Origin of the sequence: Novosphingobium sp. 63-713 (genome assembly GCF_001898925.1) — a bacterium.
Classification (GTDB): domain Bacteria; phylum Pseudomonadota; class Alphaproteobacteria; order Sphingomonadales; family Sphingomonadaceae; genus Novosphingobium.
In genome coordinates this window covers 423,662-438,676 of record NZ_MKVS01000026.1, presented here as the reverse complement: position 1 = coordinate 438,676, position 15,015 = coordinate 423,662, and the positions used below count along the sequence as shown (strand labels likewise).

Below are 15,015 nucleotides of genomic sequence, written 5' to 3'. Positions count from 1 at the left end.
TCCCCCAATAAATCCCAATCGGTACTAACCAGCCTTGCAAATGGCCGGTTTTTCCAAGATTTCCCTTCCCAATCGTTCCCGTTGCTTTGCTATCCATCTCCCACTGTTTGGGGGTATTGGGCGGGGTACGAGAATTGGGCAAAGGGGGTATCCGATTCTTACCGACGCAAAGTGTCGAACAGCGAAGGGCGGCGACAAACCCTACAAGCTCAGCGACGCACACGGCCTTTATCTTTTCGTTTCGACATCGGGGCATCGCTCCTGGCGTTGGAAGTACCGAATCGGCGGCCGGGAAAAGGTGCTGACGATCGGGGCCTATCCTGCCGTTTCGTTGGCACAGGCCCGAGTAAGCCGCGAGGAAGCCGCCCGGTCCCTTGCCGCGGGCTTCGACCCTTCCAGATCCAAAAAGCAGCAGGCTGCCGAGACGTTCGAAGCTGTCGCGAAGATCTGGCACCGCAAGCGAAAAGACTTTCTATCCGACAAGCACGCAGCCAAAATTCTGCGAAGCCTGGAGAAAGATGTCTTTCCAATCATCGGCCATTTGCCGATCGCCAAGATCAGGCCCGCGCATATCCTCGAGGTGCTCAATCCCATCGAGGAGCGCCGCGCCTTCGACCAGGCGCACCGAATGCGGCAACGGATGTCGGACGTGTTTGTCTTTGCAGTTTCATCCGGCTTGGCGGAAATCGACCCGGCTGGGATGATGCGCAAGGCTCTGCATGCCGTACCAAAACGCAATTATCCCGCCTTGACCTCCATCGAGGAGGCCCGTGCGCTATTGATTGCCGAATCGAACCTGAATGGTTGGCCGCATACAAAGCTGGCTTCGCGTCTTATCGCGCTGACGGCCGTGCGCTCGGAACCCTTGCGCTATGCCGAGCCATCGGAATTCGAGGGGTTGGACACAAGCGAGCCGATCTGGCGCATCCCGGCGGGCAAGATGAAATTGGGCAAGGAACAGCGCAAGCAGCAGGCCTTCGAATTCATAGTGCCGCTGCCGCGCCAGGCCGTGGAGATCGTCAAACTGGCGATCGAGCTGACGCATGGCGGCCCATATCTGTTTCCCAACACCCGCTTTCCGACCAAGCCTATCAGCGACAACGCTATTTCCAAGCGATACCGCGATCTGGGCTATTCCGGCCGACATGTTCCGCATGGATGGCGGTCCACCTTCTCAACCATCATGAACGAACGCGCCGAAAGACTGTGGCGCGCGGCCGGGCATACCGACGCCTCGCCCGATCGAGCGATCATCGATCTTATGCTGGCGCATCAACAGGAAGGAGTCGAGCCGATCTACAACCGCGCCGCCTATATGGAGCGCCGGCGCGAGCTGGCGCAGGAATGGGCCGACCTGTTGTGCGAGGGACTGCCCCCTGCCCTGTCTTTGCTCACGCTGACACCGCGCAACTGAACTGCGGAGGCCGCGCATGACGGCCTCTTTTGGTGACAAGGCATCCTCGCTGGTCGGCGCGCTGGGCGCCGCCCTGTCGGCACGTGAATCGGCCAACGGATCATCGCCGCGCTCTGGCCAGCCGGTCTGGCGCAACAGCTATTATGAGGGGCAGTTGGAGGACCGCATCTGGCGGCCTATCGGCATCGGACGACAGCGCGGCACGCGCAAAGGCGCATCACGTCTGGCGGGCGCTGTGCTGAAGGCAGCCAGAGCGCTGGACCTGCGCACGCGCAAAGAGCGAAAGGCCAATACCCCCGGCGTCCGTAACGGCGTGTTGGGCGAAATCGGCATTGCCGTGCTGGAAACGCTCTATGGTCTTGTCGATTACGCAACCGGACGGCTGGAGCCGGCGATCAACACCATCGCTGAACGGACCGGCTATAGCTATTCTGCTGTCCACAACGCGCTGGCACGCCTGCGCGATCGCGGATTTCTGAAATGGATCAGGCGAAGCCGGAAGACCGAGAACAAGGGCGAGGCCGGGCCGCAGGTCGTCCAAATCCCCAACGCCTACGCCCTAACCATTCCGGTTGAATTTCAGGACTTTGTGAACCGTTTGATTGGCGACGCCAACACGCCCGATTGTGAGCAATGGCGGCGCGAACAGGCGGGCAAGGATCTGGACGCCCTCATCGCGCAGGTCTCTGCCAGCCGGTTCCACCGCGACTTTTGGGCGGGCGATAAGCTCACCGGCGAGAGCTTTGCTTCGATTGCAGCGGCTCTCGATAGGCAGGAGCGCGAATCTTCCAGGGCCGGAGAAACCGTGGGATCATACTGATCCGATGAGGAATTGGGCGATCTAAGATCGCCTCAATGAGTCTTTGGACGATAAAGCGCCACCCGATAGCTAGCCGATCAGGGAGAAATGCCGCCGGAGGAACCGGCGAACGGAGCCGCTTGCGCGGCTCCGAGGCTTCCCAGGGGGGAAGGGTGCAGATCTTGTGCCAGATCCAGACCGTATCGCCAGCGGCCAGGTCGCAGCCGGTTATATGGCAAAATTGCTGATCAAAACCTCGCCAACGCGCTTTGCTCCTCCCGCCCCTGCGATGGTATAGGTCGTCTCTATCGACTGGATCTGGAATGCACCGAAGCACTTCCGCACCTCCGGCTGGTCATTCAGGCTCAACAGGAATTTGCCGCGCGCGCGGCCCAGTTGATCGGCCAGCCGGGCAAAATCCTCCCTGCGAAAGACATCCGCGCCATAATCGGTTTCGCAGGCCCAATAGGGCGGGTCGAGATAGAAGAGCATGCCCGGACGTTCATAGCGCTCAATGAAACGGTCGAAGGGGAGCTGCTCGATCACGACGCCGGCCAGCCGCTCGTGAATGTCGGCCAGCATGGGTTCGAGCTTCGATATATTAAAGCGCCCGCTGACATGGTGGCTGACGCCAAAAGTCCGGCCGCTGACTTTCCCGCCAAATGCCAGCCGCTGGAGATACAGGAATCGCGCGGCGCGCTGGAGATCGGTCAGACGTTCGGGCGGCAGCGCGCAAAGGCGTTCGAATTCCGCCCGCCCGGCAACACGCCAGCGCAGCATATCGAGGAGATAGGGGTAATGCTCCTGGAGCACTCTAAAGAACGTCGCGATATCGCCGCTGATATCATTGATCACCTCGACCTTGGGCCGGGCCGCCCGGCGCAGGAAGATACCTCCCATGCCGACAAACGGCTCCGCATAGGCGTCATGAGGCGTGCGCTCGATGATGGCGCATATGCGCCGGGCAAGATTGCGTTTGCCGCCCTGATAGCCGGCGGCAGGGGAAACTGGGGATACTGTGCTTAGGGGTTCCATCGCTATTGCTGGTCCAAAGATGCCCCGCCTGCTGCGCAGGTGCGGGGCGGCCGGTGAGGCCTGCTGCGTCGTGGCGAGTTGCTGCTCGTCGGTGGCCGGGGGACTGCCCGGTCACCCCCGCTCCACGCGCGGGGGAGTTCTCTGACTTGATTTTATCCTGTCTTATTGGGGGCAATCGATCATGGCGCCCCATCGATCAAACAGCGCCCGGCGGCGCGCCATGTGCTCAGCACGATCATAGGCCGCCTTCACCTTGTCCTTTTGCGTGTGGGCCAGCGCCATCTCGATGATGGCGCTTTCCTCCGGCGCCGCCTCGTTGAGGATCGTGCTGAAACTGGCGCGCCAGCCATGCGGCACATGGCGACCGCCATATCCAGCATCGATGTAAAGCTGGCGAATGGCCCCCTCGCCCATCGGCACCGCGCCGCGCGCGAAAACAAAGGCTGCGGCATCGGGCAAACAATCGGTATCATGCCCAATCTCAGCCAGCGCCTTGTGCAGGACCTGCAACGCCTGCGGGCTGAGCGGCACGATATGGTCATACTTCTCGTCCGCCTTCTTGACCTTGGCCAGCTTCATACGCGCTGCCGGCACCGTCCAGATCGCGGCGTCCAGATTTACCTCGCCCCAGCGCATGCCGCGCACGGCATTGAGGCGTACGGCCGTCAGCGCCAGAAAGCGCGAGGCAAGCCGGACCAGCTTTCGCGCTGGCGTATTTTCACAATCAACCAGCAACTGGCGACAGGCGTCGGCCGTCAGCAAGGCGGGATGCGACCGCACCGGCCGCGCGGGCTGAAGCTCACGGCCAAGGATCGCGGCGGGATCGCTGGCGCAATGCTTGCGCGCGATGCCAAAAGCAAAGATCGAGGACAGCCGCTGACGAAAGCGCTTTGCGGTGGGCAGGCACCCCCTGCCCTCCACCGCCTCGATCAGATCGAGCAGCATGGGCTCATCGATGTCGCCGATCGGCACCTCGCCCAGGACCGGGAAGGCATCGCGTTCGAGGTTGCCCAGCACATCGGCTGCATGCTGCTCTGACCAGCGCCCTGCCTTGGCCTCATGCCAGGCTCGGGCCAGCTCGCCGAAGGTCATCGGCTTGCGCATCTCGTCCGCCGCACCACCCTGCCGTACGCGGGCCTTCAGCCCATCGCGCTGCGCGCGCGCCTCATGCAGTGACAGCGCGGGATATTGCCCCAACGTGGCCAGCTTCTCTTTGCCCTTCAGGCGGTATTTCACGCGCCAGCTTTTAAGGCCGCCGGGCGCGACGAACAGAAAAAGGCCGCCAGTATCGAACAGCTTATAGGCGCGCGCCATCGGCTGCGCAGCCTTGACGGCGGCAGGTGTCAGCATATTTTGTTCCTGGCGAGGGTTGCTTTGAAAGATTTATTCAAGAGGCTTGGGCTAGAGAGTGTCCCAATGGTTAATATCGTGCTGCCATCGTTGCATTCGACGGCCTGAATGCTAACCATAAAATATGATGATAATTAAACTGCTCGCAGCAATCTTCTTCGGCGACAAACACAAAAGAGCCAGTATGGAACAAATCCCATTAAAGTTCCTATCAAGTGCATCGTCCATTCTCACTTGGGCTACCTTCGCGTTAGCCATTTGCACGGCCCTTGTCGGGTGGATATCGGCGCAAGTACGATCTGAGACTGGACGCAGGGCAGACCTGAGGGTTGCAACTGCCGACGAAAAAGCCGCGACGGCTTTGGCATCAGCCGCAACTGCGAATGAAAGGGCAGAGGCCCTCAAAGCCGAAAATTTCGCAACTCAAGAACGATTGATTTCTGCAGAGCACGCGTTAGAAATAGAGCGCATCGCTCGAATTCGATTGCAAAAAGCAACCGCTCCGCGAACACTTGCTCCTGAAACAAAAGAAAAAATTTCTGAAGTACTGACAGGATACAAGCAATCTGTGAGAGTTTTATCTATTTCCGATATGGAAGCTCAAGAGCTTGCACGGAGCTTTATCGAAACATTCGATTCCATTGGCCTTGAGGTCTATTTTTACGCATTCGAACAGTCGGCTCAGAATTTCTATGGCTTTTCGTACTGGGATCCACATGGACCTGATGCAGAATTCGCTGTTGCCATGGTGAACATTTTTGGTCGAGCTGGTCTGTTACTCCACGATCCAATGGCCGGTATGCAACCGAAAAAGCCCATGCCTCTTACGCCTATGCCAACTGTCATAATTTATCTGCGCCCATCTACTGACATTCATAACGCCAGAGAACTCAAACCCGGACGTCAATGATATGCTCATCGCGGCGGATAACTCATCCGCCGCGCGATTGTCGAAACCCTGCAGAGATCTTGCCTTTTCGGCATAACGCGGAAAAGCTCGATACCCCCACCGATACCCCACATTTTGGGGAAATTGCCTCATGAGGCAAACTCGCCCCGTTGCCGTTTGTTCTCTTTTCGTTCACATAGGGCGGAACGGAGAATCGCAATGGAACTTGCCGCACAACTGAACAAACTGATCGAGGACGGGGCCGACCGGGAGCGTCTTGGGGCATGGCTTGAGGCCAATGCTGTGACCGTGGCCGAAGCATTGGAAGGGATGGTAGCCATTCCCATTATCGACCTTGATGACATGCCTCGCTTCATCGCCGCCCGAGAATCCGGGAAGGTTTAAATGTCCTCGCCCACCACTCTTACATCCCTGTCCCTATGCCTGATCGAGGAAACCTATGGGCAGGCCATGCAGGCCCCCATCGAACGCGCCATTGGCGTGCGCCTGGCGTTGGCTTGGCTGGTCCATGTCGGCATAGCGAAGGATTGGCAGGCAAAGGAATTCTGGCGAGAATTGGGCCGCCATGATCCTGAGGCGGCCAACGAATGCATCGGTTACACGCGGAGCCTGACTTTGACCACCCTGACGCATGCATGGCTGGTGGCTGCAGGGTTTTCGCATCAGGACGCATCGATGCGGCTCGACCGTGCGAAAGCCGCGCGGCATCTTGTTGACCTGCACGCACTTGAAGATCAGATCTGGCGCATGTGCAACAGATATCAGCCGGGCGAGACCGAAAGCATCCGGCGCTTCTTCAACGCCAAGAAGCTCGCCGCCTTTAATGATGGCCCTTCTATCGTGCATCCAGGGCAACTCGGCCTTGTGATCCGGTCTGCACATGGAGAATATGTGCTTGAGCAGGCGACGTGGGGGTTTCCGGTGGTGCTGCGCGGCAAAAACGGAAAGCCTCTCAAACCCAAGCCGGTCAACAATGCCCGGTTTGACAAGCTAGGGAGCTATTGGCGCCGTTGGGCCGAATACCCGCACAATCGGTGCCTTATCCCGCTGACGCGCTTTGCGGAGGCCGAGGGCGAGTATGGCAGCATGACCACCACATGGATATCGCAACCGGCAGAACCGATATTCGCATGGGCCGGACTGTGGGCCGAGAATACCGAATGGGGCCCATCCTATACCGGCGTGATGACCGATGCCGCGCCGGACATGATGGCGATCCATGATCGCTGCCCCGTCATCATCCATCAGACCGAATGGCAAGCATGGCTGACGGCCCCACTGAAAGACCTCGGCCGTTTCGATTATCCGCTCAACGATGATGCGGTGAATATTGATCGGACATCCGTACCTTGGAGCAAGGGCGGCGATCCTACGCAGTTTGTTTGACCCCGATTCAGCGCTTTGGTATGTTCCATACATCGCACCGGGGATGCCTCTCAACGAAGCACACTTCCCCGGTCTTGCGTCGGTGTAGCTTAGCCTGGTCTAAAGCAACGGTCTCCAAAACCGTGATCGTAGGTTCAAATCCTACCACCTTCGCCATCTACTCCGAAGCCTTCGCCGCCTTCGCCGCAATCAGGGCTTGGGCATCGACGTGCATTTGGGCTGCGCGGAAAGCTGCGTTGCCGATGAGATCGTCGTCGGCTTTGGGACGACAAACCAAGTCGGTAGCGGCAATGGGTCGGTCATCGACCGGGGCAGCGTGATCGGTTCCGGGCAGATCGGCAGCGCCGGGGCTACTCGCAACTGAGGGCCGCACGCGGTGCAGGTCAAAAGCATTCCGAGCATCACGATAATAACCGGGAGCTTGCGCATTGGATTTCTCCGCAATTGCCGCGCTGGCGGCCGCTGGTTGATGATTGACGGCGGCCTGATCGGTGGCGGCCTGTTTGCTGGCGCTCTGGGTCGAGGTCAGCAGCTTATGATAGGCGCCCTCCCACTTCGCGGCCGCCTGATGCTCGATCATGGCCCATACGCCCAGCACCAACGCCAGCGCGGCCATAGGATGGGCAAACAGCCATTTCAGACCGGCGCCGATGCGCTTCCAGCCCTGCCAGAGCTGGATGGCCTCCCAGATAGCAGGGATAGAAAACATGAACTGCCTCCTTATGCCGCCGCGAAAGCTGACGTCAGGTTGATGTAGGTCTGCGGGGTGGCCCCGTTGACGTAGCGAACCCGAAAGACCGTACTGGCGCTGTAGGGACCGGTGATATCGACCGAAGCATTGGCAGCCGTTCCGGCCGTGACGGCCGTAGTCGAAACCACGCGATAGGTGCTGCCCCCGTCGACCGACTGATCAATGTAAAGCGTGCCGGTCTGATCGGTGATGACCCGAGCTTTGAACTTGGTCGCGAAAGTCACGGTGGTCGTCGGCCGATCGACACCGGTATAGGTGGCCGCGCCCGCCAGCACTGTCGTGGTGTCCAGATAGCCGATACCGCGAACGGTCGCCATTTGCACCGGGCTGGCGGCATTGCCGATCTCATTGCCATCCGATCCGATCAGCACCGCCCCTTGAGCAGGCACCTTGGCGCCGCCCGCGTTGTTGACCTGCGGCAGAGTGACAGTGGCGCTGGCGATGCTGCCCAGATTGAGGACGAGCGCCAGCGCCACCGCCAGGAGACGGATTGCTTTCATGGTAATTCTCCGAAATTTAAATGGGAAATGGCGGAGCGCCGCGCAGTCACGGCTGGTCGGGCGGCGGCGCCTTATCGTGAGTGGGCGAGTGCGGCTCGGTAAACGCCGTGCCGGCAATCAACATGCCGACCGCACCGATAATCAGACTGAGATAGACCGGCAGTGCAGACCAGATCTGGAGCCACTCGCCCACGTCCATCGCATTGTCCCGAATGGTGACGATCGCATACATCGGCAGGCCGAAGCCAAAGATGATCATCACGGCAAAGCCGATGATGCGCGCGAATGCGAAAGTTTGATTGTCGCGCCCTGTTAGCGCCTGCTTGAGCCAATTCATTCCTTTTGCCCCATGATTTGTGTGAGCAGCGGCAGGACATCCGTCGCCTTGCCGCCTGCAAATTTGTAGGTCGGCCCCTTCGCAGTAAAGACGCTGGCGCGCAGATCCGCTGGCCATCGGGCATCGAAGAACAGGTCCCTTTCGGCCTGCGCGCGGGCGATCTGCTGGCCGAAATTGGTCCATTGCATGATGTTGGCCCGCGCGGCGTCCAGCTTTCCGGACAGGAAATCTCTCACCCACTGCGCGCGCGAAATTGATCCGTTGCGCCATTCGAACGACAGCGCGGCCGCGAGCTGATGTTCTGCCAAATCCCGTCCGCCAAAGGCTTTGACCACATCAGGAAGATACCGCGCCCTGATCAGATCGACCGTGGCGCGCAGGCATTTGTCGAGCGGCTGGGGATTGTCCTTATATTGCCGGACCTGATTCCCGCCGCTCTCAGCAATACCACCCGCCCAGGTCCACACATTGGCCGGGCAGAGATAGGCCGACAGACCGATGGCCTCACGGCTGCACAGAAAGGCCGCCGCGCGCGGCGTAAGAAGATTGGGCATCACTTGCCTCCGAAGTGAATAAGATTGGACATCCAAAGAACGATGGTGGTCCCTGCCCCGCCGCTCAGCAGCCACATGAGAGTCTTTCCCGCCCCATGCGCCTGATCCCGCGTGCTCTCGAGCGCGTCCAAGCGGTTGTTCTGCGCGGTCTGGCCAGATTCAAACGCTGCCATCGTTGCATCGAGGCGCTGGTTGACACCCTTGAAGCCCTCCCGCATTGCCGTATCGAGACTGTCCATGCGGGTCATCATTGCGTCCTGTGTAGCTTCCATTCGACCGAAATCCCGGGCGAGATCGCCGTGAGTTACACCCATCATCCAAACTCCGCCCGCCACCGCGCATAAGTCTCAAACACCAGCTGATTGCCCGCGTCGGTCCAATGGATCTTGTCGGGATAGAGCAGGCCCTGAGCGTTGAAGTTCACCTGATCCAGCCGCAACATCGGCAATCCACCCAGCGACTTGCAGACCGAGGTCGCCACCCCGACAAAGGCGTCAAAGGTGGTGGCCGTGTAAACGCTCGATGCGAACGTGGCGTAATCCGGGCGCGGTGGTATGAGCATCTCCGCACGAGCCGGATTCGACGCCAGCAATTGGCTCAGTACCCGCGTCAGGTTGGTTTTGTACTGCGCCAGACCCAGCGCTGTGGTGGGCTGCCCGTGGTAAAGCATGTCGTTCGTCATCAGCGCCACGGTGTATTCGGGCGCAGCATTGCTGCCCTGGCCGCTAATGGCCTGCGCCTGCGCAATGATCGAGGTCAGCGCCGCCGTAGTGAAGTTGATGCATTGCCACCCGCCATGCGCCTGCCGCATGTGCAGGATCGGACCCAGCGTCCCGCTGGCGGTCAGGACGGCAGGGCGACGGATCAGGCCAGTAAGCTCCACCGGGCCGCCGCTGGCGCGGATGGCATAGGTGCCGCTGGCGGTCTGGCCGGTGGCCGATGGGCCGGTATAGCTGTCCAGCACGGTCGTTCCTGCCGCGCTAACGGTCTTATAGTCGGTCCCGTTATAGCTGAAGATCAGCGACCCCGCCCCCGACTGCTGGGTATAGAACACATCCACAAAACCATAGGCCCCGGTGAACGATACCGACGCGCCATCGGCCAGAATGGTCGATTGCCCCAGCGGCCCGTTGGTGCCCGCCGTGGTCGTTCCCGCGATGGTCAGGCCATAGAAAGCGGCGGTATCCGCACCCGTTCCGCTCACATCGCGAATGACCGAGTTGGCAACGCCCTGCCATGGCGCGGCATCGGGAGCTTCCTCGGCATTGAGCCACGCCGAAAGCAATTGCCACCAGTGCTTTTGCATGCTGGTGGCATAGAAGTGCGCGCCCAAGCTATCCGCAATCAGCACCTTGGGCGAATTGCTTGACGCGCATTGCGCCATGGCCGAACGCGCCTTCAGGCGCAACGCGCCATCGGCCGGGCGGCGCGGGATCGGGTAATAGACGCCGTTGACGTAAATCTTGCCTTCGCCCCAGAAGCCCTCGCCATTGTAGGGCAGGCTGGTGACGGCAAACGTGCCCATCGGCACATGGGGCGCCGGATGGGCCGCGCGCGCGGCGGCAAAGGCAGCCGTGCTGTCGGCGGTGCCCGTGTTGTCCGCGCCCGAGAGCAGGCCAATGCCTTCGGCCGCCAGCGCCTGCGTTGCGACCGAAGCGCTGTCCAGTGCCGTTTCCGCTGCCGCCTGACGCGGGCTGATGCCGGTGGCGATCTGCCAGCCAATGCCCGTCCGACTGTTGGCAACAGCCGTTGAAGCCGTATTGGTGCCCGGCAGGCCCGCGACATAGCGCGGCGCGGATCCGGTCAGCGTGCCAATCGACGTACCGGCGTTCGTGCCATAGATCCCGATATACTGCCCGGCCGTGACCGGGATGAAGCACGAGAGCGTGTTGACGCCACTGGCCAAGGTAATGGGCGTTGCAGAGACAAGCGTGAACTGATTGGTCACACTGTTTTTGGTCGCAATAACAATTTTGCCCGGCCCGGCGGCATTGACATGGCAGGAAACGCTGACCAGTCGCCCGCTTTTGGCCACGGCCTGTTCCGAGAAGGTCGTATAGCCGCCGACGATGTTGTAACTCAGCGCCGTTGCCGGATAGAGACCGCCGCTGCTGGTGGCGCCGGTGATCTGATCCTGGATTTTGTTTTCAGTCGCTTTTGCGCGGGCGATTTCGCCGCTCTGCACGCGATAGGACAGCGCGGGCAGAATATTGGCCAAGGTTGACTTTGCACTGCCGGTACCGGGCAGACCCGCCATATAGGTCAGCGTGTTGCCGGTTGATCCTGTGGTGATCGAAAATGGCTGCAGGCAGTAGCAGCCTACCCAGTAATTCACTCCGACATAGGGCGTCCAATCGGTAAAGGTGTTGGCGCCGCTCGCCAGCGTAACATCTTTGCTCTGTTGGAGCGTGACGGTGCCATCACCATTGTCGGAACAGACAACCAGCGTGGCGGCTACAGAGGAGCCGGGGTTATAGACCGAAATCCCGGTCAGCTGCCCCTCGGCCGCAACCTGCGCCGTGGCGAAGATCGTCAGGCCGTTGCCGGTGGCGTTGGGACCTGCGACGGCCGGATAGGTGCCGCTGGTGGCGAGCGACCCGGTGACGGAGGTTTGGAGCGAGGCAATGGCCAGCGTGTTTGGGCTGACCGATGCAAGCAGCGCGTTGATTGCAGTCGCGTTGGCCGCTGCCTTGTCCGCCAGCTTGCCCGAGATCGACCAGCCCAATTGTGCCTGGGCGGTCGAAGATTTCGTCAAGCCTCCGCTGGTAGCGGTTCCGGGCAGGCCGGTCGTGTACCAGGTGGTGTTTCCCACGCCAGAATTGACGCCAAGGATGCTGGTTGCCGCATAGACCGCCAGATACTGCCCGGCGCTGATCCATGGGTTCCATGTCAGGAAGGTATTGGCCCCGCTGGCCAGCGTCACCGCCCGCGTAAGTTGATTGCCCGCGTTGTCGGTCACCACCCGCACCGTGCCATCGCCGTTGATGGCGACAATCGCCAGCGTCGCCGGGCCTGCGCCGGTCGCATAGACCGATACGCCCATCAGCACGCCCGATTGGGCAAATGCCGTCTGCGAAAAGACCGTTATCCCGGCCACGAAAGCGCCCGTGCCCGCCCCAGCCGGATAGATCCCACCTGTTCCTGCGGCGCCATCCTGCGAGATGGTCAGTTGCGGCAGGCCAAACGGAGCCGTATCAAGCCCCGGCTTCGACGGGTTATTGCCCCACGCGCCAAGGCTCAGGCCGTCTGAGGTGGGCGCGTAAAACATGCGCCCCGCCGGGATGGTGCTAACGGTCGCCGTCGGGGCCGTGGCGCCGGTCAGGCCCGCAATCGTGGGCAGCGTATAGGTCGGAGCGCTGTTGCTAGTCGAGATCCCGCGATTGCCGATGCGCGCGGACGTGATGGCGCCACCGGAAACCGTGATGAAAGCGGTGTGACCCGGAGGCCCACCCGAGATCGTCAGCGCAAATTCGCCCGATACCGTCGCGCCTGATCCGGCCGTCCCCAGCGTGATCTGGCTTACCTCAAAGGGCAAAGCCGTCGGTGTGGTCAACAGGGTGTTCTGGATCGCGGCGGCGACACTGGCCCCGCTTGCCAGCAGCGCGGCATTGCTGGTCGCTTCAGCGATAGCCTGCCCGCCGATTTGATCTATCAGCGTGGCGAAGGCGGCCGTCACCTGGCGGCCATTTTGCCACAGCGGGAAAGCATCGCTGCTGCCCAGGGGAAGGACTGCGGGTGGATAAGTCGGGATCTGGGCCATCAGCGCAGCTCCACCCATTGCACAAGCGTGGGCGAACCGTTCGTACAGCCGACGGAATAGGTCTTTCCGGCCGGAACCTTGAAAATCACGGTGCCGCCGTTGGTCGTTCCATAGGTGCCAGCGCCCCACATCGTGAGCCCGTCAACGGTCCAGGTGTACCAGCCGGCCGCCGATGTGGTCATGGCCACCTGCACTTCGATCATTCGCCCGGTGCTGTTGGTATAGGTCGTATTGACCGCCCGCGCTAAAGGCCCGGTCGCGGTGGTCAGGTCATGATAGGACTGGCCCACACCAAAGATGGCAGCGATCGAGGGGAACAGGGCCTGCAGCGCCGTCAAAACCTGATTGCGCGTGGTCTTGCTAGGGGTAACCCCGCCCGCGACCACCACTGCCATCATTTCCTCTTGGACCATATTGAGGAAGTCAGCCGAGACAGTTGTGGCCGGCGTCCCGGACGTAGGATCGCCCTCGGTGAAATAGCCAGGCGTGCCGGGGGCCGCCGGCGCCGACAATGCGGGCGCCGCCGTGGCGGTGTCGATGCGAAACATGAGAACCCCTCGTCAGGACAGGAGGATAAAGAGAATGTGGGCCGAGTAAGGTTGGAGCGTCGCGATCAGGTCTGCCGGATCGTTGACACCTGAATCAGCCTCGATCGTGATGCCGATCACAGGGCACCAGGCCTCGCCGTAAACGGCGCCACCGGCGGTCAGCACTCCGGCGCGCGCCGGCGCATAACGCGTGATCGCGATCGAGAAACCCAGCTGCGTTGCAACAGCGTTGATGAAAGGAAGGCTTGGCCCGTTGCCGACGACAAAACGCGCTCTGATGCGTGCCTGACGTTGCTCGATCGTCAGGGCGGTTGCATCCAGCCCGAGTGTTGCCTCCCATTCTGCGAGCAGATTGGAATTGTCGCCGGGGAGATAGGCGGACAGCAACGTGTCGACCTCATTGTCTATCCGCGCGAAGGTCCGGGCCAGCGCCAGCAGCAGCTGAGCCTGTCTCGATCCCGGATTGAATCGCCATGCCCTCCCCTGCGGCATCAAGCGCGCAAAGGCAGCGGCATAATCATCTGCAGTGCGCCCCATTACACATAGCTCACAGTTCCCAGCCTGGGCAGGGCGAAGGTGTTTGAGACGACATTGCCGATCGGGCCCGGCGCGATGCTTCCTGCTGTGCAGGTCATCCCGGTAATTACGGCGCCTGCAGCGGCGGAAACGGAGGCAAGCGCGGCGTTGATTTTGTCAAAGTGGGTTGTGCCATTGACCACGCCATATGTGGTCAAGGCAGCAGCCAGCGCTGCGTTGATCGCGTCCTGCGTTGTCGTGGATGGCGAGCTTCCGAGCCCGGCTATCGTGAAGTTCACGGAATTGGCCACGGGCGCCATCGCGTAAACCCGCGGATCGGCGGGCTGAAGCGTCGCCAGATAATTGGCCAGAACGAGTTGGTCACCGGTCGCCGTCACATCCCGGTCATCGGATGCAGCAAGACCGGAAGTGCCCTGCGGAAATCCACCCTCAGCCGCACGGACATCGTCCATCATGAAAAGGACCACGACGGTGCCAACGCCATAGCCGCGCGGCACGCACCAGGCGCGGGTGACGCCGGGGACCTCAAGGGCCCAGTTTTCATAATCGCTGGGCGACCCACCAGCGGGCGTGGCCTGATATGCGCTCAGAACCCGCGCAAGGAATTCGTCTTCGTTTTCGATATCGGCGCCGCCGGTCAGGGCCGTCGTGACGGTTCCCTCCAAATTCACGTTTGTGATGCCGGAGGCGAGAAACATTGCCGCCCCCAGCTCGGTATTGCCCGCCGCCCCCGCAACCACCGCCTGTGTGTTGACCATGATGGTGGGCCCGACCGACGCGGCGTCAGCGGTCGTAACAAAGCTGGTGCCGTCTCCGCGCGTCAGTTGCGTGCCTGCGGGGATGGTTGCCGGACCATTGACGGAAAACGCAGTCTGACCACCGCCGCTTTTCGTGGCGGGTTTGATATAGGCGCCCTTCAGCGCGCCCCAACCAGCCAGAAATTCATCCCGCGCGGTGAATGGGACCGTCTGCCTCGCAGCATAATCGAGGTAGCCGTAAAGCCCATCTGCCAGTCCGGCCGCCGCCGCACCGAGCGCCCGCAAATTGGCATAGCGCAGCAGCGTGTCCAGGCCAGGCAGATCAGCATCGATGTCGCTCTGCACCTGATCGCGCAGAGTGGACAAGGTGGGCCGC

Annotated in this window: 16 protein-coding genes; 5 read left to right on the top strand and 11 right to left on the bottom strand. The window is 61.1% G+C overall.

Translation table 11 applies throughout. The features are described from left to right. The first annotated feature begins 40 nt into the window (after positions 1-40). Together BGP00_RS12920 and BGP00_RS12915 are read left to right on the top strand one after the other, a co-directional pair. A complete protein-coding gene (locus tag BGP00_RS12920) occupies positions 41-1,414 on the top strand; it encodes an integrase arm-type DNA-binding domain-containing protein (RefSeq protein WP_292689594.1) in 1,374 nt (457 codons plus the stop codon). A gap of 16 nt (positions 1,415-1,430) precedes the next feature. After that, positions 1,431-2,234: a hypothetical protein gene (locus BGP00_RS12915; RefSeq protein ID WP_292689593.1), complete on the top strand. Its 804-nt coding sequence runs from the start codon at positions 1,431-1,433 to the stop codon at positions 2,232-2,234. 207 nt (positions 2,235-2,441) lie between these two features. On the opposite strand, the gene BGP00_RS12910 is transcribed toward BGP00_RS12915, so the two are convergent. Both BGP00_RS12910 and BGP00_RS12905 read right to left on the bottom strand, forming a co-directional pair. Further along, positions 2,442-3,248 (bottom strand): DNA adenine methylase, encoded by an 807-nt coding sequence (locus BGP00_RS12910; protein WP_292689592.1) that lies wholly within the window; start codon positions 3,246-3,248, stop codon positions 2,442-2,444. Positions 3,249-3,410: 162 nt separating this feature from the next. Next, positions 3,411-4,598, bottom strand: coding sequence for an integrase arm-type DNA-binding domain-containing protein (locus tag BGP00_RS12905; RefSeq protein WP_292689591.1), 1,188 nt, complete (start codon positions 4,596-4,598; stop codon positions 3,411-3,413). Positions 4,599-4,722: 124 nt separating this feature from the next. On the opposite strand from BGP00_RS12905, the gene BGP00_RS12900 reads away from it, so the two are divergent. The 3 genes from BGP00_RS12900 (at position 4,723) to BGP00_RS12890 (ending at position 6,894) form a co-directional block, all read left to right on the top strand. After that, positions 4,723-5,508: a hypothetical protein gene (locus BGP00_RS12900; RefSeq protein ID WP_292689590.1), complete on the top strand. Its 786-nt coding sequence runs from the start codon at positions 4,723-4,725 to the stop codon at positions 5,506-5,508. A gap of 198 nt (positions 5,509-5,706) precedes the next feature. Continuing rightward, a complete protein-coding gene (locus tag BGP00_RS12895; protein ID WP_292689589.1) occupies positions 5,707-5,892 on the top strand; it encodes a hypothetical protein in 186 nt (61 codons plus the stop codon). Then, on the top strand, positions 5,893-6,894 hold the full coding sequence (locus BGP00_RS12890) for an SOS response-associated peptidase family protein (RefSeq protein ID WP_292689588.1): 1,002 nt from the start codon (positions 5,893-5,895) through the stop codon (positions 6,892-6,894). 157 nt (positions 6,895-7,051) lie between these two features. Here BGP00_RS12890 and BGP00_RS12885 read toward each other — a convergent pair whose 3' ends face one another. Genes BGP00_RS12885 through BGP00_RS12845 form a run of 9 tightly spaced genes read right to left on the bottom strand, consistent with a single transcriptional unit; the run spans position 7,052 to position 15,005 of the window. Further along, positions 7,052-7,603 carry a hypothetical protein gene (locus BGP00_RS12885; protein WP_292689587.1) on the bottom strand — a complete coding sequence of 184 codons (552 nt, stop codon included), beginning with the start codon at positions 7,601-7,603 and terminating at the stop codon, positions 7,052-7,054. An 11-nt stretch (positions 7,604-7,614) separates the two neighbouring features. Then, positions 7,615-8,145 carry a hypothetical protein gene (locus BGP00_RS12880; RefSeq protein ID WP_292689586.1) on the bottom strand — a complete coding sequence of 177 codons (531 nt, stop codon included), beginning with the start codon at positions 8,143-8,145 and terminating at the stop codon, positions 7,615-7,617. A 46-nt stretch (positions 8,146-8,191) separates the two neighbouring features. Next, complete coding sequence (locus BGP00_RS12875; RefSeq protein ID WP_292689585.1) at positions 8,192-8,482, bottom strand: hypothetical protein; 291 nt, start codon at positions 8,480-8,482, stop codon at positions 8,192-8,194. Beyond that, entirely contained in the window at positions 8,479-9,036 is a 558-nt protein-coding gene (locus BGP00_RS12870) for a hypothetical protein (RefSeq protein ID WP_292689584.1), read from the bottom strand. Before BGP00_RS12870 ends, BGP00_RS12875 begins: the two co-directional genes overlap by 4 nt. Further along, positions 9,036-9,353, bottom strand: a complete 318-nt coding sequence (locus BGP00_RS12865; RefSeq protein WP_292689583.1) for a hypothetical protein — start codon at positions 9,351-9,353, stop codon at positions 9,036-9,038. Before BGP00_RS12865 ends, BGP00_RS12870 begins: the two co-directional genes overlap by 1 nt. Further along, the gene (locus BGP00_RS12860) at positions 9,350-12,796 is read right to left on the bottom strand and encodes a hypothetical protein (protein WP_292689582.1); all 3,447 of its coding nucleotides are present in this window, start codon (positions 12,794-12,796) and stop codon (positions 9,350-9,352) included. The genes BGP00_RS12865 and BGP00_RS12860 overlap by 4 nt, the downstream gene beginning before the upstream one ends. Further along, positions 12,796-13,344, bottom strand: a complete 549-nt coding sequence (locus BGP00_RS12855) for a hypothetical protein (protein WP_292689581.1) — start codon at positions 13,342-13,344, stop codon at positions 12,796-12,798. Before BGP00_RS12855 ends, BGP00_RS12860 begins: the two co-directional genes overlap by 1 nt. Before the next feature lie 12 nt (positions 13,345-13,356). Further along, positions 13,357-13,881 (bottom strand): putative phage tail protein, encoded by a 525-nt coding sequence (locus tag BGP00_RS12850; protein ID WP_292689580.1) that lies wholly within the window; start codon positions 13,879-13,881, stop codon positions 13,357-13,359. After that, positions 13,881-15,005: a baseplate J/gp47 family protein gene (locus tag BGP00_RS12845; protein WP_292689579.1), complete on the bottom strand. Its 1,125-nt coding sequence runs from the start codon at positions 15,003-15,005 to the stop codon at positions 13,881-13,883. The genes BGP00_RS12850 and BGP00_RS12845 overlap by 1 nt, the downstream gene beginning before the upstream one ends. Between the last annotated feature and the right edge of the window lie 10 nt (positions 15,006-15,015).